The organism is Oxalicibacterium flavum, assembly GCF_014635065.1.
Classification (GTDB): Bacteria; Pseudomonadota; Gammaproteobacteria; order Burkholderiales; family Burkholderiaceae_D; genus Oxalicibacterium; species Oxalicibacterium flavum.
This window is the reverse complement of the sequence record NZ_BMCG01000002.1, coordinates 446193-467818: the sequence shown is the minus strand read 5'-3', so window position 1 is coordinate 467818 and position 21626 is coordinate 446193. Positions and strand designations below refer to the sequence as shown.

At 63.8% G+C, this 21626-nt stretch carries 24 protein-coding genes; 4 read left to right on the top strand and 20 right to left on the bottom strand.

From position 1 onward, the window contains the following. The first annotated feature begins 7 nt into the window (after positions 1–7). From flgJ to flgL, 3 genes are all read left to right on the top strand, one after another. On the top strand, positions 8–940 hold the full coding sequence (gene flgJ, locus IEV38_RS05690; RefSeq protein ID WP_188395195.1) for a flagellar assembly peptidoglycan hydrolase FlgJ: 933 nt from the start codon (positions 8–10) through the stop codon (positions 938–940). Positions 941–1014: 74 nt separating this feature from the next. Then, positions 1015–2949 carry a flagellar hook-associated protein FlgK gene (flgK, locus tag IEV38_RS05685; protein ID WP_188395194.1) on the top strand — a complete coding sequence of 645 codons (1935 nt, stop codon included), beginning with the start codon at positions 1015–1017 and terminating at the stop codon, positions 2947–2949. 26 nt (positions 2950–2975) lie between these two features. After that, the gene (gene flgL, locus IEV38_RS05680) at positions 2976–4193 is read left to right on the top strand and encodes a flagellar hook-associated protein FlgL (protein ID WP_188395193.1); all 1218 of its coding nucleotides are present in this window, start codon (positions 2976–2978) and stop codon (positions 4191–4193) included. A 61-nt stretch (positions 4194–4254) separates the two neighbouring features. On the opposite strand, the gene fliR is transcribed toward flgL, so the two are convergent. From fliR to fliF, 13 genes are all read right to left on the bottom strand, one after another. Further along, positions 4255–5046 (bottom strand): flagellar biosynthetic protein FliR, encoded by a 792-nt coding sequence (gene fliR, locus IEV38_RS05675; RefSeq protein WP_188395192.1) that lies wholly within the window; start codon positions 5044–5046, stop codon positions 4255–4257. A 34-nt stretch (positions 5047–5080) separates the two neighbouring features. Further along, the gene (gene fliQ, locus IEV38_RS05670; protein WP_188395191.1) at positions 5081–5350 is read right to left on the bottom strand and encodes a flagellar biosynthesis protein FliQ; all 270 of its coding nucleotides are present in this window, start codon (positions 5348–5350) and stop codon (positions 5081–5083) included. Positions 5351–5359: 9 nt separating this feature from the next. Continuing rightward, on the bottom strand, positions 5360–6118 hold the full coding sequence (gene fliP / locus IEV38_RS05665) for a flagellar type III secretion system pore protein FliP (protein ID WP_188395190.1): 759 nt from the start codon (positions 6116–6118) through the stop codon (positions 5360–5362). Continuing rightward, positions 6115–6582 carry a flagellar biosynthetic protein FliO gene (fliO, locus tag IEV38_RS05660; protein ID WP_188395189.1) on the bottom strand — a complete coding sequence of 156 codons (468 nt, stop codon included), beginning with the start codon at positions 6580–6582 and terminating at the stop codon, positions 6115–6117. Before fliO ends, fliP begins: the two co-directional genes overlap by 4 nt. Beyond that, positions 6582–7004, bottom strand: coding sequence for a flagellar motor switch protein FliN (fliN, locus tag IEV38_RS05655; protein ID WP_188395188.1), 423 nt, complete (start codon positions 7002–7004; stop codon positions 6582–6584). Before fliN ends, fliO begins: the two co-directional genes overlap by 1 nt. Continuing rightward, positions 6997–7998 carry a flagellar motor switch protein FliM gene (gene fliM, locus IEV38_RS05650; protein WP_188395187.1) on the bottom strand — a complete coding sequence of 334 codons (1002 nt, stop codon included), beginning with the start codon at positions 7996–7998 and terminating at the stop codon, positions 6997–6999. Before fliM ends, fliN begins: the two co-directional genes overlap by 8 nt. Before the next feature lie 6 nt (positions 7999–8004). Then, positions 8005–8508, bottom strand: coding sequence for a flagellar basal body-associated protein FliL (gene fliL / locus IEV38_RS05645; RefSeq protein WP_188395186.1), 504 nt, complete (start codon positions 8506–8508; stop codon positions 8005–8007). Positions 8509–8828: 320 nt separating this feature from the next. After that, positions 8829–9986, bottom strand: a complete 1158-nt coding sequence (locus IEV38_RS05640) for a flagellar hook-length control protein FliK (RefSeq protein ID WP_188395185.1) — start codon at positions 9984–9986, stop codon at positions 8829–8831. A 15-nt stretch (positions 9987–10001) separates the two neighbouring features. Further along, complete coding sequence (gene fliJ, locus IEV38_RS05635) at positions 10002–10442, bottom strand: flagellar export protein FliJ (protein ID WP_188395184.1); 441 nt, start codon at positions 10440–10442, stop codon at positions 10002–10004. Positions 10443–10476: 34 nt separating this feature from the next. Continuing rightward, positions 10477–11904, bottom strand: a complete 1428-nt coding sequence (gene fliI / locus IEV38_RS05630) for a flagellar protein export ATPase FliI (protein ID WP_188395183.1) — start codon at positions 11902–11904, stop codon at positions 10477–10479. Then, positions 11904–12599: a flagellar assembly protein FliH gene (gene fliH, locus IEV38_RS05625; RefSeq protein ID WP_188395182.1), complete on the bottom strand. Its 696-nt coding sequence runs from the start codon at positions 12597–12599 to the stop codon at positions 11904–11906. Before fliH ends, fliI begins: the two co-directional genes overlap by 1 nt. Beyond that, a complete protein-coding gene (gene fliG / locus IEV38_RS05620) occupies positions 12592–13584 on the bottom strand; it encodes a flagellar motor switch protein FliG (RefSeq protein ID WP_188395181.1) in 993 nt (330 codons plus the stop codon). The genes fliH and fliG overlap by 8 nt, the downstream gene beginning before the upstream one ends. After that, the gene (gene fliF / locus IEV38_RS05615) at positions 13577–15331 is read right to left on the bottom strand and encodes a flagellar basal-body MS-ring/collar protein FliF (RefSeq protein WP_188395180.1); all 1755 of its coding nucleotides are present in this window, start codon (positions 15329–15331) and stop codon (positions 13577–13579) included. Before fliF ends, fliG begins: the two co-directional genes overlap by 8 nt. A 259-nt stretch (positions 15332–15590) precedes the next feature. Here fliF and fliE point away from each other — a divergent pair, with 259 nt between their 5' ends. After that, positions 15591–15950 (top strand): flagellar hook-basal body complex protein FliE, encoded by a 360-nt coding sequence (fliE, locus tag IEV38_RS05610; protein WP_188395179.1) that lies wholly within the window; start codon positions 15591–15593, stop codon positions 15948–15950. An 87-nt stretch (positions 15951–16037) separates the two neighbouring features. Here fliE and IEV38_RS05605 read toward each other — a convergent pair whose 3' ends face one another. The 7 genes from IEV38_RS05605 to IEV38_RS05575 all read right to left on the bottom strand — a co-directional run bounded on the left by IEV38_RS05605 (position 16038) and on the right by IEV38_RS05575 (position 21608). Beyond that, entirely contained in the window at positions 16038–16793 is a 756-nt protein-coding gene (locus IEV38_RS05605) for a flagellar brake protein (RefSeq protein WP_188395178.1), read from the bottom strand. A 46-nt stretch (positions 16794–16839) separates the two neighbouring features. Continuing rightward, positions 16840–17127 (bottom strand): EscU/YscU/HrcU family type III secretion system export apparatus switch protein, encoded by a 288-nt coding sequence (locus IEV38_RS05600; protein ID WP_188395177.1) that lies wholly within the window; start codon positions 17125–17127, stop codon positions 16840–16842. A gap of 2 nt (positions 17128–17129) precedes the next feature. Then, positions 17130–18272, bottom strand: coding sequence for a flagellar hook-length control protein FliK (gene fliK / locus IEV38_RS05595; protein WP_188395176.1), 1143 nt, complete (start codon positions 18270–18272; stop codon positions 17130–17132). Positions 18273–18277: 5 nt separating this feature from the next. Further along, a complete protein-coding gene (locus IEV38_RS05590; RefSeq protein WP_188395175.1) occupies positions 18278–18610 on the bottom strand; it encodes a flagellar protein FliT in 333 nt (110 codons plus the stop codon). 3 nt (positions 18611–18613) lie between these two features. Further along, complete coding sequence (fliS, locus tag IEV38_RS05585) at positions 18614–19102, bottom strand: flagellar export chaperone FliS (protein ID WP_188395174.1); 489 nt, start codon at positions 19100–19102, stop codon at positions 18614–18616. 23 nt (positions 19103–19125) lie between these two features. After that, positions 19126–21150 (bottom strand): flagellar filament capping protein FliD, encoded by a 2025-nt coding sequence (gene fliD, locus IEV38_RS05580; RefSeq protein ID WP_229728797.1) that lies wholly within the window; start codon positions 21148–21150, stop codon positions 19126–19128. Positions 21151–21242: 92 nt separating this feature from the next. Then, positions 21243–21608, bottom strand: coding sequence for a flagellar protein FlaG (locus IEV38_RS05575; RefSeq protein WP_188395173.1), 366 nt, complete (start codon positions 21606–21608; stop codon positions 21243–21245). Positions 21609–21626 lie beyond the last annotated feature (18 nt).

Here is a 21626-nt window from a genome sequence, read left to right as displayed (position 1 = left end):
GTAAGCCATGATCACGCCCAACGACGCCACCGCCAGTCTTGCGATCGATGCGCGCAGCATCGAATCGCTCAAGCAGTCGGCGAAGCAGAACTCGCCGGAGGCCTTGAAGGCGGCCGCGCAGCAGTTCGAGGCGTTGTTCGTGAACATGATGCTGAAGAGCATGCGCGAGGCGACGCCGAAGGAAGGCCTGTTCGACAGCGAGCAGACCAAGATGTACCAGTCGATGCTGGACCAGCAGCTCGGCCAGAACATGGCAAGCCGCGGCATCGGCCTGGCCGAGGTGCTGATCCGCCAGCTCTCGGTCAACCAGGACGCGGCAGCGCTGGACGACGGCACCAACGGCAGCGGCGGCGTGCAGACCGGCCTGACCGAAACGTTGAAGACCGATCTGCTGCAATCGATGTCGCCGCGCGCGGTGCGCGCCTCGCCGCGAACCACGGAGGAGGCCGGCGATGCGGTCGTCTCGAAATCGTCCAAGCCGGCGCATGTGCAGGCGTTCCAGGACAAGCTGCAGGCGCACGCCGAAGCGGCCGAGCGCAGCACCGGCATTCCGGCGCGCTTCATGCTGGGCCAGGCCGCGCTCGAAAGCGGCTGGGGCAAGCGCATGATCCGCACCGCCGACGGCAGCAACAGCCACAACCTGTTCGGCATCAAGGCGACGGCGAACTGGAAGGGGCGCACCGTCGATGCGGTGACCACCGAATACATCGACGGCGTGCCGCAACGCCGCGTCGAGAAATTCCGTGCCTACGATTCCTATGCCGATTCCTTCCGCGACTACGCGAACCTGCTGAGCAACAATCCGCGCTACGAAAAAGTCATCGCCAATGCGCGCGACGCCGAGGGCTTCGCACGCGGCCTGCAGCGCGCCGGCTATGCCACCGATCCCGAATACGCAAACAAGTTGACCAACATCATCAAGAGCAATTTCTCGAGCTGAGGACGGCAAGGGAAGGGCAGCTCAAGTTTTCCGTTGACATGCCGTTCACACGAATAACGACTTAGAAGAAAACCATGGCCAATATTCTCAGCATTGCCAAAAGTGGACTCGCCGCCGCCCAGATCGGGATGGCCACGACCAGCCACAATATTGCCAATCAGAAAACGCCGGGCTACAGCCGGCAGTTGGTCATCCAGACTTCTGCCGGCGCCACCAACCAGGGTGTCGGCTTCATCGGCAACGGTGTCGACGTGCAGACCGTGCAGCGCGTCTACAACAGCTTTCTCGCCACGCAGGCGATGTCGGCGCAATCGTCGGCCAGCCAGTATTCGACGTATTACGCGCAGATCAGCAAGATCAACAACCTGGTTGCCGATTCCAGCGTCGGCCTGTCGCCGGTGCTGCAGGATTTCTTTGCCGGTCTGCAGGATCTGGTCGCCAACCCGGGGACGGCTGCTTCGCGCCAGGCGATGCTGTCGGGCGCCGAGGCGCTGGCCGCGCGCTTTCGCAGCCTGGACAGCCAGTTGCAAGGCATGCGGCAGGGCGTCAATGAAGAGATTACCGCGGCGGTCACCAACATCAACGCCTACGCCAAGCAGATCGCGCAGCTCAACGAGGCGATCGCCAAGGCACAGAATGGTACCGGCCAGCCGCCCAACGACCTGCTCGACCAGCGCGACCTGCTGGTGGCCGAACTGTCCAAGCAGACCAAGGTCACCATCGTGCAGCAGGAATCGGGCTACGGCGTCTTCATCGGCAACGGTCAGCCGCTGGTGGTCGGCCCCAACGTGCAGGAACTGGTGGTCATGCCGTCAACCACCGATCCGGGCCGTCTGCAGGTCGGCTACAACGCCAGCGGCACCAATATCCTGATTCCGGAAAACTCGCTGACGGGCGGTAACCTCGGCGGTCTGTTCGAGTATCGCAGCAAGACGCTGGATCAGATTCAGAATGCGCTGGGCCGCATCGCGATCGGTCTGGCGAGCACCTTCAACGAACAGCACAAGCTTGGCCTCGACCAGAACGGCGATCTGGGTACCGATTTCTTCAATGTCGCCTCGCCGGCAGTACAGGCCGGTGCCGGCAACTCGCCGGGCTCGGCGATCGGCGCGGCCATCACCGATGCCGGCGCGCTGTCGACCAACGACTATCGCATTTCGTTCGACGGTACCAACTACCGCGTGACGCGCTTGCCGGACAACGTGTCGGTCTACAACGATGACGATTTCCCGGCCGATATAATCGACGGCGTGACGCTGACGCTGGACGGCCCGATGGCGGCCGGCGACGAATTCATGATCCGGCCGACCGCCAATGGCGCATCGAACTTCAACGTGCTGATCACGGACACCAAGCTGATCGCGGCCGCCGCGCCTGTCGTGACCGGCGCCACCACCGGCAATGCCGGCAGCGGCACCATCAGCACCGGCACCGCCAACGCCGCCTATACGCCGGCCACGCTGACGCCGGCACTGACGCTGACCTACGATTCGGCGACCAGTACCTTCAGCGGCTTCCCGAACATGGACGTCGACGTCACCGTCAACGGCGTGACGACGACGATTCCGGCAGGCGACCCGGTGCCCTATACCGCTGGTGCCACCATCTCGTTCGGTGGCGTCGAAATCCAGATTTCGGGTGCGCCTGCCAATGGCGACACCTTCACCGTCGGCCCCAACGTCAATGGCAGCGGCGACAACCGCAACATGCTGCTGCTGGGCGAGCTGCAGACCAAGAACGTGCTGCAGGGCGGAACCGCCAACTACAACAGTGCCTACAGCCAGATCGTCAGCCAGGTCGGCAACAAGACGCGCGAGCTGCAGGTCAACAGCGAGGCCGATGCGGCATTGCTGCTGCAGATTCAGACTGCGCAGCAATCCGAATCGGGCGTCAACCTCGACGAGGAAGCCACCAATCTTCTGCAGTATCAACAGGCCTATCAGGCGGCGGCGCGTGTCATGCAGGCGGTGAGCGACATGTTCGACGTCCTCATCTCGCTCGGCCGCTAAGACGCGGAACAAGACAAGGAACAGCCATGCGCATCAGCACCAGCATGATTTATGACATGGGGTCGGGCAAGATCGCCGATCTGCAGGCCGCCATGTTGAAGACGCAACAGCAGATTTCTACCAATCGGCGCGTGCTGACGCCGGCAGACGATCCGATTGCGGCGGCTTCCGCGATCGGCATCAACCAGGCGATCTCGATGAACGAGCAGTTCGCCACCAACCGCCAGAACGCCAAGGGCGCGCTGGCGCAGGAAGAAAGCATCCTGCAGAGCATGACCCTGTTGCTGCAGTCGGTGAAGGATGCGGTGGTCGGCGCCGGCAATGCCTCGATGAGCGACGATCAGCGCCGGCTTTACCTGGCGCAGCTCAACAGCAACTATGACGAATTGCTGGGGCTGGCCAATACGCGCAACGCCAATGGCGAATACATCTTCGCCGGTTTCAGCACCACGACCCAGCCATTCAGCAAGACCGCGACCGGTGCCACCTATGCCGGCGACCAGGGACAACGCATGCTGCAGGTCGCGAGCGATCGCCAGTTGGCGACCAGCGATTCGGGCACCAGGATATTCGAGAGCACGCTGACCGGGAACGGCCGCTTCACGACCAGCGCGGGCGCCGGCAACACCGGCGGCGGCGTGATCGGCATCGGCTCGGTGGTCGACACCACGCAACTGAACGGCAGCACCTATACGCTGACCTTTTCCATCGATCCCGTCACCGAGGAGACCACCTATCTGGTGACGGAAGTGCCGGCACCGGGCACGCCGGCCACGCCGCAGCCTTTCGTCAGCGGCGAACCGATCGTCATCAACGGCATGCAGGTGGTCATCGACGGTAATCCGGCCGACGGCGATACCTTCGGCATCGCGCCCAGCACCGCGCAAAGCATCTTCACCACGATTGCCGACCTGATCGGCGCGCTCGGCGAACCGATGACGGGCGAGGCCAACCAGGCACGGTTGACCAACTCGCTGGCCGCGATCAACAACCACATCGACCGCACGCTGGACACGGTTTCCTCGGTGCGCAGCTCGATCGGCTCGCGCCTGAACGAGATCGACAATCTCGACAGCGTCGGCAGCGACCTGGCGATCCAGTATGCGGACACGCTCAAGACGCTGATCGAGATCGATCCGATCGAAGCCTACTCGCTGTTCACCCAGCAGCAATACACGCTGGAAGCGGCACAGCAATCCTTCATCAAGATCACGGGATTGTCGCTGTTCAACCTGCTCAAATAGAAATCCGGCTTGCGCCGGATGTTCTTTCAAGCCTTGCCCGGTTCCGCCGCGCAGGGCTTTTTCAATTGAGCGGCATGAAGGCGAGCGTGATGCGGCCCATGGTCGTGATGCCTTCCTGCAGCAGGTTGATGAGAGGATTGGTCAGATAGGGGAGTACCGCGCCTATCATCAGGAAGCCGACGCCGATCGTGATCGGAAAGCCGATGCCGAAGATGTTCAGTTGCGGCGAAGCGCGCGTCAGGATGCCGAGCGCGGCGTTGGTGATCAGCAGCGCCGCCACGATCGGCAGCGACAGCTGCACGCCGGCGCTGAAGATGCGGCCGCCCCAACTGGCGACCTGGAAGAAACCGGCATTGGAAACGAAGCTGCCCGAGATCGGCAGCAGTTCGAAGCTCTGCGCGAGTGTCGCCAGCACGACCAGGTGCAGATTGGTGGCGAGATAGACCATCAATGTCAGCAGCGCGAAGAACTGGCTGATGACGGATGTCTGTCCACGCGTCTGCGGATCGAAGAAGCTGGCGAAGCCGAGACCCATCGTCATGCCGACGATGGTGCCGGCCATTTCGACGCCGGCCAGTGCGATGCGCATCGCAAAACCCATCGCCAGGCCGATCACGAGCTGCTGCACGAGGATCAGAAAGGCCTGCAGCGACATCGGATCGAGCGCTGGCACTTCCGGCACGCCGGGGGCGATGATCATGGCCAGCAGCACGCCGAGCAGGATCTTGACGCGCGCCGGCACGCTGACGTTGCCGAACAACGGCGCCACCGCCAGCACGCCGACGATGCGCGTGAGCGGCCACAGGAAGGCTGAAATCCAGGTCTGCAGATCGGCGCTGGCGATGTGGATCATGGCGGGGAGCGTCGGAGCGCGGGCCGCGACACCGTCAACCGACGAGCGTCGGGATGCTGGTGAACATCTGGCGCATGTAGTCGAGCATGATCGACAGCATCCACGGGCCGGCGATAACCAGCGCCAGCATGATGCCGACCAGCTTCGGAATGAACGACAGGGTCTGTTCGTTGATCTGGGTGGCGGCCTGGAAGATGCTGACGATCAGGCCGATGATCAGCGCGATCAGCAGCATCGGTGCGGCCACCATCAGCAGGACTTCGATTGCCTGGCGGCCCATGGTCAATACGCTTTCGGGTGTCATGGTGCGTCTCTAATAGAAACTCTGCGCGAGCGAGCCGATCAGCAGCTGCCAGCCGTCGACCAGGACGAACAGCATCAGCTTGAACGGCAGCGCCACGATGGCCGGCGACACCATCATCATGCCCATCGACATCAGCACGCTGGCGACCACCATGTCGATGATCAGGAACGGGATGAAGATCGCGAACGATATCTGGAACGCCGTCTTCAGTTCGCTGGTGATGAAGGCCGGCACCAGCACGCGCAATGGCACGTCTTCCGGTCCCTGCAGTTCGGGGGTATTGGACAGCTTCACGTAGAGCGCCAGGTCGGTCTCGCGCGTCTGGCGGATCATGAATTCCTTGAGCGGCACCGCGCCGCGCTCGAGCGCTTCCTGCATCTGCATGCGGTTTTCGGAGAACGGCTGGTAGGCCTCGGTATAGATGCGGTCGAGCACCGGGCTCATGACGAACAGCGTCAGGAACAGCGCGAGGCCGATCAGTACCTGGTTCGGCGGCGCGCCCTGCGTGCCGAGCGCCTGCCGCAGCAGCGACAGCACGATCACGATGCGCGTGAAGCTGGTCATCATCAGCAGCACGGCCGGCAGGAAGGACAGGCTGGTCAGCAGGATCAGCGTCTGCAGACTCAGCGAATAGGTCTGGCCGCCGCCGGGGGCCGGCGTGCTGGTCAGCGCCGGCAGGCCCTGCTGTGCGAGCACCACACCCGGTACCAGCAGCAAGGCGGGCAGGACGGCGGCGAGGATGCGGCGCGGCGTGAGGTGCCTGCTCATGGCGTGGCTCCGTCCTGGTCACGCTTGCGCTTGTCGAGGTTCTGCGCCAGCCAGCCGGAGAAGTTGCGGGCCGGGACCGGATCGTCGGCCAGCGCGGTTTCCTGCTTGTGCATGGTCGCCAGCGCGTTGACGCGGCCGGGTGCGACGCCGACCACGATCCATTGATCGGCAATCTCGACCACCACCACGCGCTCGCGCGTGCCGACGCTGACGCCGCCGACCACGCGCACGTTCGACTGGCCGAGCGCCTTGCCGGCATTGAAGCGCCGCAGCGCCCACGCCAGCAGCGCCATCAGCGCCAGCACCACGATCAGGCCGAGCAGTACCTGCAGCAGGTTGCCGGCCGGCGATGCCTGCGGAATGCTGGCGACCGGTTTGGCGGGGGCGGCGGGGCTGGCAAATGCTGCCAGCGACAGGAGGGACAGCACGCCGGCAGTCAGCGTGCGGGAAAGACGAGCCAGCATTATCGGTTCAGCTTGCGGATGCGTTCGGACGGCGAAATGATGTCGGTCAGGCGGATGCCGAACTTGTCGTTGACGACCACCACTTCGCCCTGCGCGATCAGGCAGCCGTTGACGAGCACGTCCATCGGTTCGCCGGCCAGGCCGTCGAGTTCCACCACAGAGCCCTGCGCCAGCTGCAGCAGGTTCTTGATCGCGATCTTGGTGCGGCCGAGTTCGACCGTCAACTGCACCGGGATGTCGAGGATGAAGTCGATGTCGTTGTGGGTGCCGGTCTTCATGTCGCCGCCGGAGAAATCCTTGAACACGGTGGCGGAAGCCTGCTTGGCCTGCAGGGAAGACGTTTCCGCCTGTTCCTGTTCGGCCATGGCGGCGCCCCAGTCGTCGTCGGCGGAGCTGGTGTCCGGTTGGTTGTCGTCAGCCATGATTCTCTTCTCCTTGCGTTGATTCGTTCGCGCTGTAGATCAGTTTTTCCACGCGCAATGCATATTGTCCGTTGAGCTTGCCGTACGAGCATTCCATGACGGGCACGCCATCGACCTCGGCAGTCACGCGATCGGGAACCGTGATCGGGATCACGTCGCCTTCCTTCATGTTCAGGATGTCGCCCAGCGTGACCTGCGCCGAACCCATGTTGGCGAGGATCTCGACCTCGGCGGTCTGGATCTGCTGCGTCATCAGGCGTATCCAGCGCTTGTCCATTTCCAGCGTTTCGCCCTGCATGCTGCTGGTCAGCAGGTCGCGGATCGGTTCGATCATCGAGTAGGGGACGCAGAAGTGCATGTCGCCGCTGACCGGGCCCAGCTCGATGGTGAAGGTGGTCGAGACCACGACTTCGTTGGGGGTGGCGATGTTGGCGAACTGCGTGTTCATCTCGGAACGGATGAACTCGAACTGCACCGGATGCACCGGTTCCCACGACTTGGCGTAGGTCTCGAAGATGATGTCGAGGATGCGCTGGATGATGCGCTGCTCGGTCTGCGTGAAGTCGCGGCCTTCGACGCGCGTGTGGAAGCGGCCGTCGCCGCCGAACAGGTTGTCAACCAGCAGGAACACCAGGTTCGGATCGAGCACGAACAGGCCGGTGCCGCGCAGCGGCTTCATGTGGATCAGGTTGAGATTGGTCGGCACCACCAGGTTGCGGATGAACTCGCTGTACTTGGAGACGCGCACCGGACCGACCGAGACCTCGGCGCTGCGATGCAGGAAGTTGAACAGGCCGATGCGGAACAGGCGCGAGAAACGCTCGTTGATGATCTCCAGCGTCGGCATGCGGCCGCGCACGATGCGTTCCTGCGTCGCCAGGTTGTACGGACGTACGCCCGAGACGTCCTCCGGCTTGCCGGCGTCGTCCTGGTCGCCGGTGACGCCTTTCAGCAGCGCATCGACTTCTTCCTGGGAGAGAAAATTATCGGCCATGATCGTTTATTGCACGACGAACGAGGTAAACAGGACGCTCATGACGTTCACGCTGGGACCACCCGGCGTGAACGGCTGTTTTAGTGTGTCGATGATCTCCTGCGCCAGCTTGTTCTTGCCTTCGATGCTCAGGATGTCCGATGCCTTCTTGCTCGACAGCAGCAGCAACAGGCGGCTGCGCACGTGCGGCATGTAGAGCTTGATGACATCCACCTGTTCCTGGCTGGCTACCTGCAGCGTCAGTCCGGTCTGCAGGAAACGCTCGCCATCCTCGGCCTGCAGATTGACGGTGAAGGTTTCCATCGGCAGGAAGACAGGCGGTTTGGGCGCGCTGGCCTGGGCTGCTTCGTGCGCCGGCGCATCGGCCTTGAAGATCAGGAAATACCAGGCCGCGGCACCGCCTGCGCCCAGCACCGCCACCACGATCAGGACGATGAGCAGCAGTTTCGATTTCGGTTTTTCGGAATCGGTTTCCGGTTTCTTGGAAGCGCCTTTAGCCGCTGTTGCCATCTGTTTTCCTCAAGTACGACATGACACGGTACGCACGACCGCAATCGACACGGTGCCATTATTAAAAAAAAGCGACGCAGGGGATGCACGGAAAAGAAAGGGGAACACGGCGCAGTTCAGCGTATGCGCGGGTCGGCATCCCGAGGCCGATCGTTTGCGGCGCCGCGAGCTGTTGCCGCAGGGACGCCTCAGGGTGCTATTAAACCATCATTAACGGCAGGCGAGACACCCGTGCACAGCGAAAACGAGGGGAATTTTTCGGGGTCGAGCGGATACCGGCCGCATGCGGACCGTGCCGGGGCGGACGGTCCGCGGCGGGATCAGGCGAAGGTATCGACCATGCCGGTGCCGGCAGCCGGCGTCGGCACATGGCTGACGGTCGGCGTGGCTTCTGCTGTCGCGGCACGGTTGCCGCCTTGCCCGTTCTGGCGCGAATCGGCAAAGCCGTTGCCTTGCTGATCGGGCGAGCCGGCGCTGACGCTGGACTGGCCGAGCTGGATGCCGGCTTCATTGAGCATCTCGCGCAGACGTGGCATGGCCGCTTCGAGCGCGTGGCGGACCTCGGGCTGGGGCGCGGTGAAGTTCGCGGTGGCCTGGTTGTGCTGGACGTTGACCGTGACCTGCATCGGACCGAGGTCCGGCGGATTCAGCGTCAGCGTGGCGGTCTGTTGCACGCCTTGCACCATCCAGACGACCTTCTGGCCCAGTGCCTGGTTCCAGTCTGGGGTACCGACCTGCGGCATCAGGCGGTTGGCCTGTTGCGCCTGCAACTGATCGAGCTGCTGCAGGGTGGTGGTGCCGGTGGCGGCGAGACTCTGTGCTGCCGTCGGTGCCGGTGCCTCGACGGCCTTGACGACTTGCGTCACGGCCTTGTCGATCTCTGCCTTCATGCCGGATGCCGTGGCCTTGCCGCCTGCGGCTGGCGCGGCGGCTTTCTCGAGTGCAGCCACGAAGTCCTCGCCCTTGCCGGTGGCTTCCTGCTTGCCGGTCGCGGCCAGGCCGGTGGTGACGGCATCCGCATCCGGATCGATGGCGGGGCGGCCGGCGGCGGTTTTGGCATCGGTCGGCAGGGCGACAGGCGCGTCGTCGGCTGCAGCCGCCGTGGCCGGGGCCGGATTGGCCTGCGTCATGGCGGCCAGAAAGGCGGCCAGCTCTGCCGCTGCAGCGGGGTCGGTATCGGCTTCGTCGGTGGCAGCGTCGGCAACGGTCGTGTCGTTTTCCTCACCGCTCACCTTGCCACCTTCGGTGGCGGACGAGGACGAGGCATCTGTGCTGTCCTTGCCGGACTTGTCGCCGCCGGTTGTCGAGGCATCCTTTTTCGTGGCGGCGTCGGCCGGGCCGCGATTGGCACCGCGATCCATTTCGCGCGAAAGGACCTGGTTGAATGCGCCAGCATCGGCCGTATCGCCATCCTGTTTGCCACCGCTGGCGGGCGTCGGAAGAACGCTGAAGACATTGCTGATCGCGGAGGTGCTCATGGTGTGCCTGTCTGGTTATCGTTTGTGCAGCAAGCGTCTTGCCGCGTGTTCGTCCATCTGCTTCTGGTCGCGCTTGTTGTCCCTGGCCTGCTGCGCCTTGTCGGCACGCTCGGCGAGGGTGCCGTACGACATGCGCTTGCGTTCGCAGGCCTGCCACGCCTCCCGTGCGCGCTCCACGGCCAACTTGGCATCGCGGATCACGAGCTGCTGGCTGCTCACGGCCTGATCCAGCTTGCCGATGAACTGCTGGTAGTTGGCATAGGCCATGGCGCTCAATCCCGTGCCCAGGCTGTGCTGAAAGCGCGTCATGTAGTCGTCGCGATACTGGTTCAGCAACGCCAGCTTCTGTTCGGCATCCTCGACCGCTTTCATTGCCTTGCCCAGTCGTTTGGCGGCGTCGTCGGTATCCCGAGTTGCCAGTTCGATCAGCGTGCCGAGGGCGGAGGAAGTAGCCATATGTCCGAGTATAGCCGCGGCTGCGGCTGGTCAATCACGGGAACAGAGCCGCCAATTGCCCCAAACTCTCGTTTATGCCGGCGCGCTCGGTGATGTCCTGCTGCAGGAAGGCTTCGATCTTCGGGTTCAGCTTGATCGCCTCGTCCAGCACCGGGTCGGTGCCGGCGCTGTAGGCGCCGACGCTGATCAGGTCGCGGTTGCGCTGGTAGCGCGAGGTCAGCTGCTTGAGCCGGCGCGTCAGTTTCTGGTGCTCGACGCTCGTGATGTTGTGCATGGCGCGGCTGATCGACTGTTCGATGTCGATCGCCGGATAGTGGCCGGCCTCGGCCAGCGAGCGGTTCAGCACGATGTGGCCGTCGAGGATCGCGCGCGCGGAATCGGCGATCGGGTCCTGCTGGTCGTCGCCCTCGGTCAGCACGGTGTAAAAGGCAGTGATCGAACCGCCGCCTTCCTTGCCGTTGCCGGCGCGTTCGACCAGCGCCGGCAGCTTGGCGAAGACCGAGGGCGGATAGCCCTTGGTGGCCGGCGGCTCGCCGATCGCCAGCGCGATCTCGCGCTGCGCCATCGCGTAACGCGTCAGCGAATCCATGATCAGCAGCACGTCCTTGCCTTCGTCGCGGAAATGTTCGGCGATGGTGGTGGCATAGGCCGCGCCCTGCAGGCGCATCAGCGGCGGCGTGTCGGCCGGGGCCGCGACCACCACCGAGCGCGCCAGGCCTTCGGCGCCGAGAATCTGTTCGATGAATTCCTTGACCTCGCGGCCGCGTTCGCCGATCAGGCCGACCACGATCACGTCGGCCGTGGTGTAGCGCGCCATCATGCCGAGCAGCACGCTCTTGCCGACGCCGGAGCCGGCGAACAGGCCCATGCGCTGGCCGCGTCCGACCGTCAGCATGCTGTTGATGGCGCGCACGCCGACATCGAGCACGTCCTTGATCGGCGCGCGCCCGAGCGGATTGGCGGCACGCGCATTGAGCGGTGCGGCATGCATGGCATTGAGCGGGCCGAGCGTATCGAGCGGCCGGCCGGCGCCGTCGACCACGCGGCCCAGCAGTTCGATGCCGACCGGCAGGTGGCGGCCGCGGTCGCTGGGACGGCGGCGCGGATGGGCGACCGCGCCGGGGCGCGGCAGCGTCTGCACCACCTCGACCGGATAGACGCGCGCACCGGGCACGATGCCCTCGACGTCGCTCTGCGGCATCAGGAACAGTTTGTTGTCCTCGAAACCGACCACTTCGGCCTCGATGCGCGAGCCGCTCGGTAGCGGAATGGTGCAGGCGCTGCCGACCGCGAGCCTGAGGCCGACGGCTTCCATCACAAGGCCGGCCACGCGCGTGATGCGCCCCGAAACCCGCATCGGCTCCGCAATATCGAGCAGTTCGCTGCAGTCGCGCAGGTAGGCTTGCCAGCGGCCGCTGTTGGGGACCGTGGAAGACGGCGAGGGTGGCAGGGATTCGTTCATCAGTCGTCGAGCCAGTCGGCATCCTTGCCGAGGGCGGCAGCCAGCCGTTGCCAGCGCGTGGTGGCAGTGGCGTCGATCTGGTTGGTGGCGGTTTCGACTCGGCACCCGCCGCGCTCCATGTGCAGGTCTTCGACCACGCGCCAGCCGGCGGCGGTCAGTTCGTCGCCCATCTGGCCGCCGACGATGGCGGCGTCTTCCGGATGCAGGTGGAGCAGGGCGGGCTGCTGCAGCGTGGGCAGATAGTGGATGGCTTCGCGCACCACCGGCACTACCAGTTCGGGCTTGACGCGCAGCGCGGTCTTCAGCATCGCCTTGGCGAGGTCGAGCGAGAGCGTCAGCATGTCGGCGGCGATCAGCTCGTTGGCCTGTGCCACCTCGGTACCGAAGGACTCGGCGATCTGCAGCAGATGCGTGCGTTCCTGCTCGGCTGCCTGGCGTCCTTCCGCGAGCCCGGTGGCGCGTCCTTCGGCGAGGCCGGCGTCATGGCCTTCGCGCCGGCCCGCTGCGAATCCTTCCGCATGTGCCTGCGCACGCGCGTCGTCGATCTGTTTCTGCAGCGCGGCCTGCTGCGCATCGTGGGCGGCGGTCGCGGCGCTCATGGCCGCGGTTTCGCGCAGGGGGGCGTCGTCGCCGAACGACTCCATCTCCCACCGCTGGTAGGCCGACTGCTTCTCGCGCGGGATCAGGTTAGACATAGGCGTCTTCGGCTTTTCCGCCGAGCGTCAGCTGGCCTTCGTCGGCCAGGCGACGGACGATCTGCAGGATTTCCTTCTGGTTTGCCTCGACCTCGGACAGGCGCACCGGACCTTTCGATTCGAGGTCTTCGCGCATCATTTCGCCGGCACGCGAGGACATGTTGCGGAAGAATTTCTCGCGCAATTCCTGGGTCGCGCCCTTGAGGGCGACGATCAGCGTCTCGGACTGGACCTCGCGCAGCAGCAGCTGGATGCTGCGGTCCTCGATGTCGAGGATGTTTTCGAACACGAACATCTCGTCCATGATCTTCTGCGCCATGTCCGCGTCGTAGCTCTTGAGGTTGTTCATGACCGACAGTTCGTTCTCGCCGCTGAAGAAGTTGAGAATCTCGGCGGCGGCGCGAATGCCGCCCATCGGCTTCTTCTTCAGGTTCTCGTTGCCGGTCAGCAGCTTGGTCAGCACTTCGTTGAGTTCGCGCAGGGCGGTCGGCTGCACGCCGTCGAGCGTGGCGATGCGCAGCACGACATCGTTGCGCAAACGCTCGGTGAAGTGGTCGAGCACCTCGCTGGCCTGATCGCGTTCGAGGTGGACCAGGATGGTGGCAATGATCTGCGGATGCTCGTTGCGCACGAGGTCGGCGACCGATTGTGCATCCATCCACTTGAGGCTCTCGATGCCGCTGGCATCGCGCGCGCCGAGGATGCGGTTGAGCAGGGACGCCGCCTTGTCGTCGCCGAGCGCCTTGGTCAGCACGTCGCGGATGTAGTCGTCGGAGTCGAGGCCGAGCGAGGTGTTCTTTTCGGTCTCGGCGCGGAAATCGGCCAGCACGCTGACCAGTTCCTCGCTCTGGATCGCCTTCATGGTGGACATGGCGGCGCCGAGCTTCTGCACTTCGCGCGGGCTCAGATAGCGCATGACTTCGGCTGCTTCGTCCGCACCGAGGGCGAGCATCAGCACCGCCCCTTTCTGAATGCCGTCATTCATTTCCCACCCACGCTTTCACGATATTGGCCACGACCTTGGGGTCCTTGCGTGCCAGTTCCTTGGCCGCTTCCAGATTCTGCTGATAGGTGTGCCTGGTCGGCCCCATCGGCTTCGACTCTTCCTCCAGCGCTTCGACCGGCTCGCCGATCCGTTCGGATTCGTTGGGCAGGGCCAGCGCCGGCTCGGGCTGCAGCTTCTTGACCATGGGCGACAGGATCTTGCGGTACATGATCAGCAGCACGATGCCGAGTGCCAGATACTTGGCGGCCTGGATCGCCATGTCGATGATCTCGGGACGTTCCCACAACGGCAACGGTTCCGGTTCCGGATCGTTGATGCCGGCGAACGGGCTGTTGACCACGTTGAGGGTATCGCCGCGATCCCTGTTGTAACCCATTGCTTCCTTCACGAGGTCGCTGATCTGGGTCTGTTCGGCTTCGGACAGGGGCTGGTAGCTGACCTTGCCGTCCTTGTCGATCACGCGCTTGTAGTTGACCACCACTGCCACCGACAGGCGCTTCAGGCCGCCCATCGGCTGCTGCACGTAGCGCACGGTCTTGTCGACTTCGTAATTGGTGGTGACGTCGCGCTGGGTCGGTGTGGCGGCAGCGGCGGTACTGCCAGCGGCACCCGCTGCGCCTTGCGCGCCCTGCGCCTGCTGCGCCTGCTGCGCGGCGGCCTGTTGCGCCGGCGTCATTGGCGTGCCGTCCGGATTGAGCTGCGGTGCGGTCAGCGGCGCGGTGGCATTGGGGGCAGGCTGATTGGTCAGCGAGCCGGGCACGCCCGATGCGCCACCACCGGTATTGGATTCGCTGGTCTGCATGCTGCGCACGGTGGCGCTGTTGGGAACCTGATTGGGCTTGTAGATTTCGGCTGCCTGCTCGCTGGTCGAGAAATCGACATCGGCGGTGGCCTCGGCACGCACGTTATTGTTGCCGACGATCGGCGTGATGATCGATTCGATGCGCTTGGCGATGCTTTGCTGCAGCTCCTGCACGTACTTGAGCTGCGACGGATCGAGCGTGTTGGCGCCGGCCGGCTTGTTGTTTTCCGACAGCAGGTTGCCGGCCTGGTCGACGATGGTGACGTTCTTCGGCGGCAGTTCCGGCACGCTGCTGGCGACCAGGTGCACGATCGCGCTGACTTGCTGCTGGTCGAGCGTGCGGCCCGGATGCAGGTTCAGCAGCACGGAAGCGGTCGGCTTCTGCTGGTCGCGCACGAAGACCGAGGCCTTGGGCATGGCGAGGTGCACGCGCGCCGACTGCACGGTGCTGACGGACTGGATCGAACGCGCCAGTTCGCCTTCGAGCGCGCGCTGAAAGTTGACCTGTTCGAGGAATTGCGAGATGCCGAGCTTCTGGTTTTCCATCAGTTCGAAGCCGACGTTGCCGCCTTTCGGCAGGCCTTCGGCCGCCAGCTTCAGGCGCACTTCGTGGACGCGGTCGGCCGGCACCAGGATCGCGCCGCCGCCGTCGGCGAACTTGTAGGGAATGTTGGCGGCCTGCAGCGAGGCGACGATGGCGCCGCCGTCGCGGTCCGAGAAATTGGAGAACAGCACGCGGTAGTCCGGCTTCTGGCTCCACAGCACGATGCCTGCCATGACGGCGATCACGGCAGCCACGCCGATCATCAGCATGATGCGGCGGCCGTTGGGCGTCCTGACCATGTCCATGAAGGCGTTCCTGGAAGCGGCGCCTTCCTTGGCGCCAGGCGTCAATGCGCCTTCACCTGCGACGACTACAGCCATGTTTGCGCTCCCGGGCGGCGATTCTCGATGTTGCGTGCAATGTTCATTGGAGGTCTCGCTGACAAAACTTTTTTCCGTAGCGTGATTGTCGGGGTTCCCGACGATTTCAATCGGGGGAATAGAGCGGGGTTTCTACGGCTTATCGGAACCTTTCGAACGTATGCTGATGATAACGTGGCGGGGTAGCGAGCAGAGGTGCAGCCACTGCCGCCAGGGCGTGCCGGATGGTGCGCCCCGCACAACGTGTTGGAGAGGAGCAATGAAAGTGAACGGAATCGATGCCACTGCCATACAGGCCATGGTCGCCCAGCTGAAGTCGGCGGCGGCGCAGGCGCGTCCGGCCGCGGCGGTAACCGGTGCCGCAGGTACCGCACCGGCGACCAAAAGCGCCGCGCAGGTCGATTTTTCCCAAGCCCTCAAGGCCTCGCTCGACAGTGTGGCAAGCGCCCAGAATCACGCCGATCAGCTGGGTCAGCGCTTCAGCCTCGGCGACGACAGTGTCAATCTGTCGGACGTGATGATTTCCATGCAAAAGGCCAGCATCTCGTTTCAGGGAACGGTGCAGGTACGCAACAAGCTCGTCTCGGCCTACCAGGAAATGATGAACATGCAGGTTTGACGATGGCGGGCAGGGCGGCTGCTTCGGCCCTCAATCGTTGCGACTTCATGTAAGGCGGCAGCTAAGGCTGCCGTCGGTCTTTGGCTGTCAACCGAGACCGGTCGCGCGCGCGTTGCGGTCTCGTTCGAGCTTGGTGATGTACTTCTGGATCGCGCCCATCACCGCATTGGAAGGATCAACGAACTGGCAGCCGATGCGATGCGTGCTCCTGCCGTTGGGCAGGCTCAATTCCAGCGCGTTGCGGATCTGCAGGGCCACCGTGACTGCGCCGCCCGGCAATTCGACGCGGCAATCCTCGTAGATGCGGCCGAAGGTCGTATCCAGCAATTTTTTCTCATCCATGATGGCAATCCCGCTGCCGCTGATGTTGTACAGCGTCGTGACCACCGGCACGGTTTCCATGGTGTCGGTCCTGGCCGGCACCGTGCACAGGACCGGGGTGGTGACGGGCGTCGGCACGCGATAGAACTCGCGCCTCTGCAGCCGGATCAGGTTCGGCGGCAGCGGCACGACAAAGGCGGGCAAGCCTTCGTGCATGCAGCTTTCGGCGCCGGACGACGTAAACAGGATGCGGATGCTGTCGAGCATCGTCTCGAAGGACAGGGTCTTGCCTTCGAGGACACGGCGATTCATCTCGGGTGTCGGCGCGCAGTCGAGCAGCATGGTGTCGTTGCGGTCATCGACATCGAGAATCGAGGTGACGATGGTGTCGGCACCCTGGTCGATGACCATGCGGACAAGCTGGTTGCGCTCGCCGATGTTGCGCAGCAGTGCGAGAATTTCACGACGCGAACTGACCCGGAACGGGTTCAGCTCTTCGTCTTCGTGATCGGCTACAGTCATTGTTATATTTCCATCCCTCGGGCGACTTTCCGACGCCCGCAATCGCTCATGATACATTGCCGCCGCTCTGTTTGGCAGCTTCGACGCGATACAGCCACGCCAGCAGTTCGGCGACTGCGCGATACAGGGCGGGCGGTATATGGTCGTCCAGATCGACCTGCATGAGCAGGGCGACCAGTTCCTTCGATTCATGGATCGCCACGCCGTGTTCGCGGGCGCGGGCGATGATCTCTTCTGCAACCAGGCCGCGTCCCTGAGCCACCACGCGCGGTGCCGAATCGCCGCTCTGATAGGCGAGGGCGACGGCGCTGGCAGGCGGCTTGTGCTGCTCCATGCTCACTCCTCGCGGCGCACCGATAGTACGTCCAGCGTGGCGCCTGCGGCATCGAGGGAGTCCGCAAGAAGCGGGCCATGCCGGCGCAGCAGGTCGGCGGTATCGTCATCGCCGGTGGTCAGCTGCACCTGCACATGCTCGCCGACCAGGCGCACGGTCGCGGCTATCGCTCCCAGTGAGGGCATCGAAAATCGCACGCTGCTGCTCCAGACCTGTTCCGCGTCGGGCTCGGCCTGATCCGCCTTGTTTCGCGGCGTCTCGTCGTTGATTTCCCATTCAAGGGATTGTCCCGGAAACAGTTCTCCCTGCCACAGCAAGCGCCGTTGTTCCAGCGTATCGAGCTGCTGATTGAGCAATCTTGCGCTGTCGAGCAACGGTGCATCGGGTGCGTCCTGCACTTTGGGCGCAATCGCCTCGATCGCATCGGTCCGGGATTGCGGGAGGGCGGCAGTGCGTGCGGCCGGGTTGGCATGCGGCTGCATGGTCTGCGCGGGGTTTTGCAACCTGGGCAGTGTGTCCGGAATGGCGTCTTCGCCCTGTGCGGCAGGTGCGCCGGCCAGCGGCGGCGCTGCAACCGGCAACCGCTTGATGGCGGGTTCGCGCAGCAATTCGACCTGCGCGCGCGCGCCGGCGGCCCATTGCGCCACGTGGGATTCGTAGAACACGCCGCTCATGCTGACGGCATTGCGCATGGCGCCTGCGATCTGCGTTGGCGTGGCGGCGGCCGACGGGACCAGCGGAACAGTGCCGGTGACGGCCGGACGTGCGCCATCCTGGCCGGCCAGTTGCAGCATGTTGCCGATCAGCCGGCCGGCATTGCTGAGCGAGGCGGCGGTCACTCCCGCTTCGGCGCGGCCGAGCAGGAAGGTGGGGCGCGGTTGCGTAGCCAGCAACGTCATGTCGAGCGTATCGCCCGGTTTTGTGCCGGGCGGCAGCTTCATGCTGGCGGCGGCATTGTCGATGCGGACCAGAAAGCTGCCGTCGGTCAGGCGCGACAGTACCTGCGCCTGATATTCCCTGCCGAGCGTGAGCTGCAGCAGACGTTCCAGCGACTCCTGCCTCGGCTGGCCGACCGCCGTTGCCGGCAGGCTGGCTTCGACCAGCGTGACGGGCCGGGTTCCTGTGGCGTCGGCCCGGGTCAGCATTCAGCTTACATCGAGCGGGCGCCGTAGGCCTGGTTGAGCCTGCGTTCGGTGCCCGTGCTGTTGATCAGGCGCGTGAGCTGTTCCATCCACGGCTGGGTCAGATTGCGAATCTCGCGATCGTCGGCGAGGATTTTCTTGATGATCTCGACCTTGCGCTCGCGCGAAGCGCCCGTCAGCGGCAGTGGCGGTTCACCGCTCTTCAGGATGTTGACCTGGTCGGAGCAGCGTGTTTCCAGTGCAGCCAGACGATCCCAGTCGCCCTCGCGTGCCGCCGTGAGCATCTGTTGCGTGATGCTGGCGACGTTTTCGTACAGGTGGATGACTTCTTGTTCGTTCATCGGTCAGGCTTTCATTAAGCGAGGCATATGTGGGGCCAGTGCATCGTAGGACGAGGCGGCTGCAGCCTGTGGCGGTACGGCAGCCGATGCCTGCGCATCGGCCTGCGGGGAAATCTCTTCCCATGCGCCCTTGATGTCCTGCAGCAGCGCGAGCACTTCCTGGATCAGCTCCGGCTGGTTGTTCAGATTGGCCTGCAGCAGGCGCGCGCTCATGTATTCGTACAGCGAATCCAGATTGGCCGCGATCTCGCCGCCGGCATTCTTGTCGAGGCTCGCGCGCAGGCCGTTGTCGATGATCGAGATGGCCTTGGAAATGGCCTTGCCTTTTTCGGCCACCTTGCCGGCCTGCATGCATTGCAGCGCGTTGTTCAGCGCAACCTGCGCGCCTTCGAACAGCATCACGATCAGCTTGTGCGGATTGGCGGCGATAACGCCGGTTTCCATGCCGACCTTGGCGTAGGCATTGGCGCCGCTGCGCGGGGTTCCAAACATGCGTTTCTCCTCGGATTGATCTGTTATTTCTTGGATGAAGACAGGCTGGATATCTGCGCCAGCTGTTGCGACAGGAAAGTGCTGGTCGAGTTCATGTTCGAGATCATGACTTCCAGCGCCGTGAATTGCGCGCGATAGCGTGCTTCGATGCTCGTTAGGCGCGTTTCGATCGCGTCCGACTGCTTGCCCAGATCCTTGATCGAAGCATTGATGCCGGTGGTGCGGCTGGCGATCAGTCCATCAGTGCTGGTGAAGCTCTCGGCCAGCTTGTTGAGACGGTCCGCGTAACCCTGTGAAAAATCGATGCGGCCGCGCGCGCCGATGGCGCCGCCGACGATCTCGAGCTTCAGTCCTTCGACATCGGTACCGGTGGCGCCGGTCAGGGACTGGCCGGAACCCGTCGCCGTCCTGCCGCCGATGGTGCCGGCCACATCCACGCCGTCGGTGCCGGTTCTGGCCGTACCGAGGAAGGTGGCAGCCGAGGTCCCGGTCGATGAGCCGACCGATATTTTGGAGGCCGAACCATAGCGGTCGGAGACCAGGCTGAGGTTGCCGTTGCCGTCGATGGTTGCCGTGACGGCAACGTCGGCCGACTTGAAGGCAGCCGTGCCGTTGATCGCAGACTGGAGCATGGCGGCAAGCTGCTTGCCCGTGTATGTGCCTTCGGTCAGCGTTACCTTGGCGGTCACTCCGTCGATGGAAAAGCTGATCGCGGTGTTCGGCGCAATCGTGGTGTTTCCGGCGCTCAGGTTGACCGTGCCGGTCAGCGATGCCTGGGTCGCGAGGCGGGTGACGACGATGTCGTAGCTGCCGGCCTTGGTCGCGTTGCTGGAACCGGTGAAATTGACCAGGCTGTCGGTGGCCTTGCCTACTGTCGCAAAGAGTCCCGCGATATCGCCGTAGTTCTCGCTGATGGCCTTGGTCAGCTTGGCGGAGTCAACCGCCAGCGAGCCATCCTTCTGGAAGGCGACGCCGATTTTCGACAGCGACATCGTGGTGTTGCTCAGGCCCTCGAGCGAGCCGGTCAGCATCTTGCGCACCTGTTCCTGGATGGTGCGTGCCGTCGCGTCGCCGAGCAGGGCGCCGCCGGTCTTGGTTTCGGCGTTGTAGCCGGTCAGCGTGGCCAGCGCGGTATTGAGTTCGTTGTAGGCCTTGACGAAGTTGTTGACGCCGGTTTCGACGGCGGAGGTGTCCTTGACGATCGTCAGGCTGCTCTGGCCAATCTTGAGCGCGTCGATGGTCACGCCCTGAATCGCTTCCGAAATGGTGTTGGTGGCGCTGCTGATGGCCATGCCATTGACCGTCAACTGGGTATTCTGCGCTGCGTTGTGCTGCACCAGGTTCTGCGTGCCGGTCGGATCGTATTCGAGCAGGTTCTGCAGCGCGGCGTCGCCGTCGACCGTGATCTTCATGCTCGAGGTTTCGCCGGTCTTGGTCGAGGTCAGCACCAGCTTGTCCGGATTGGCGCTGCCGTCGGATACCAGGGTTGCAGTGACGCCGATGTTGGCGGCATTGATCGCGTCGCGAATGCCCTGCAGCGAATTGTTGGAGCTGTCGATCGTGATCGAGCCGGTCGCCTGCTCGGCATCCTGCGTGAAGGTTGCGCCCGAATAGACGCCGTCGGTCAGCGTGCCGCCGCTGATGGTGCCGAACTGGAACGAAATGGTGGTGGTCGCGCCGCTACCGATGGAAGCCGTCTTGCTGGTCTGGCCGGTGGTCGAGAGGGTTTGCGCCTGCGCCAGCTGGGTGACGTTGACCTGATAGGTGCCGGCGATGGCACTGGCGCTGGCCTTGGCGCCGAAAATGGCGGTGTCGGCTACCGTGGTTTTCAGGGATTCGAAGGTCGATGCCTTGCCCAGGTTCGCCATGGCGGTCTGAAACGTGCTGACTGCGCTGCTGAGCGTGCCGTAGGCGGACAGCTTGGCCTGGTAGGCGGCTTCCTTTTGCGCGAGCGCGATCAGCGGCTTCTGTTCAACCGACATCAGCTTGCTGATGGTGGTTTCTATGTCGATGCCGGATGCAAGGCCTGTTGACGATGTGATGGCCACGAACTTCTCCTGTCAAGATTGCCCACAATATATAGGAGGGCGGGAAACGCCAAGCCGAGGGTAAGAGGGGTATTTACCGCTTTGTTCGATGATCAAGCCTGCGCGTGGATCAGCAGACCCTGCAGCTTGTCGAGCGCCTTGGAAATTTCGATGGCTTCTTCGGTCGGAATCTGACGGATAACCTGGTCGGTTTCCCGGTCGACGACTTTCACGATGGTGCGATTGCTTTCCTCGTCCAGCGAGAACTGCAGGCGGGACGACATGGATTGCAGGGTTTTGTTAATGCTTTGCAATGCTTCCTGCGTTGGCATCTGCGCCGATGCTTGAGCCGGCTGCCGAACGGCGGTCGAGGTGATGACGGGCGTGGCGGGCCTTGCATCGCTTCTGTGCGATCCCGTGTGCGCGACGCTTTGCGTATCTGCCCAGTTGCCGGCGGCACCGATTTGACTTATTTCCATGATGTTCTCCTATCGTGA

Excerpts from the sequence above, each read along its gene's own strand:
- flgJ (WP_188395195.1), top strand. The coding sequence starts at position 8 with ATGATCACGCCCAACGACGCCACCGCCAGTCTTGCGATCGATGCGCGC.
- flgK (WP_188395194.1), top strand. The coding sequence starts at position 1,015 with ATGGCCAATATTCTCAGCATTGCCAAAAGTGGACTCGCCGCCGCCCAG.
- flgL (WP_188395193.1), top strand. The coding sequence starts at position 2,976 with ATGCGCATCAGCACCAGCATGATTTATGACATGGGGTCGGGCAAGATC.
- fliR (WP_188395192.1), bottom strand. The coding sequence starts at position 5,046 with ATGATCCACATCGCCAGCGCCGATCTGCAGACCTGGATTTCAGCCTTC.
- fliQ (WP_188395191.1), bottom strand. The coding sequence starts at position 5,350 with ATGACACCCGAAAGCGTATTGACCATGGGCCGCCAGGCAATCGAAGTC.
- fliP (WP_188395190.1), bottom strand. The coding sequence starts at position 6,118 with ATGAGCAGGCACCTCACGCCGCGCCGCATCCTCGCCGCCGTCCTGCCC.
- fliO (WP_188395189.1), bottom strand. The coding sequence starts at position 6,582 with ATGCTGGCTCGTCTTTCCCGCACGCTGACTGCCGGCGTGCTGTCCCTC.
- fliN (WP_188395188.1), bottom strand. The coding sequence starts at position 7,004 with ATGGCTGACGACAACCAACCGGACACCAGCTCCGCCGACGACGACTGG.
- fliM (WP_188395187.1), bottom strand. The coding sequence starts at position 7,998 with ATGGCCGATAATTTTCTCTCCCAGGAAGAAGTCGATGCGCTGCTGAAA.
- fliL (WP_188395186.1), bottom strand. The coding sequence starts at position 8,508 with ATGGCAACAGCGGCTAAAGGCGCTTCCAAGAAACCGGAAACCGATTCC.
- IEV38_RS05640 (WP_188395185.1), bottom strand. The coding sequence starts at position 9,986 with ATGAGCACCTCCGCGATCAGCAATGTCTTCAGCGTTCTTCCGACGCCC.
- fliJ (WP_188395184.1), bottom strand. The coding sequence starts at position 10,442 with ATGGCTACTTCCTCCGCCCTCGGCACGCTGATCGAACTGGCAACTCGG.
- fliI (WP_188395183.1), bottom strand. The coding sequence starts at position 11,904 with ATGAACGAATCCCTGCCACCCTCGCCGTCTTCCACGGTCCCCAACAGC.
- fliH (WP_188395182.1), bottom strand. The coding sequence starts at position 12,599 with ATGTCTAACCTGATCCCGCGCGAGAAGCAGTCGGCCTACCAGCGGTGG.
- fliG (WP_188395181.1), bottom strand. The coding sequence starts at position 13,584 with ATGAATGACGGCATTCAGAAAGGGGCGGTGCTGATGCTCGCCCTCGGT.
- fliF (WP_188395180.1), bottom strand. The coding sequence starts at position 15,331 with ATGGCTGTAGTCGTCGCAGGTGAAGGCGCATTGACGCCTGGCGCCAAG.
- fliE (WP_188395179.1), top strand. The coding sequence starts at position 15,591 with ATGAAAGTGAACGGAATCGATGCCACTGCCATACAGGCCATGGTCGCC.
- IEV38_RS05605 (WP_188395178.1), bottom strand. The coding sequence starts at position 16,793 with ATGACTGTAGCCGATCACGAAGACGAAGAGCTGAACCCGTTCCGGGTC.
- IEV38_RS05600 (WP_188395177.1), bottom strand. The coding sequence starts at position 17,127 with ATGGAGCAGCACAAGCCGCCTGCCAGCGCCGTCGCCCTCGCCTATCAG.
- fliK (WP_188395176.1), bottom strand. The coding sequence starts at position 18,272 with ATGCTGACCCGGGCCGACGCCACAGGAACCCGGCCCGTCACGCTGGTC.
- IEV38_RS05590 (WP_188395175.1), bottom strand. The coding sequence starts at position 18,610 with ATGAACGAACAAGAAGTCATCCACCTGTACGAAAACGTCGCCAGCATC.
- fliS (WP_188395174.1), bottom strand. The coding sequence starts at position 19,102 with ATGTTTGGAACCCCGCGCAGCGGCGCCAATGCCTACGCCAAGGTCGGC.
- IEV38_RS05575 (WP_188395173.1), bottom strand. The coding sequence starts at position 21,608 with ATGGAAATAAGTCAAATCGGTGCCGCCGGCAACTGGGCAGATACGCAA.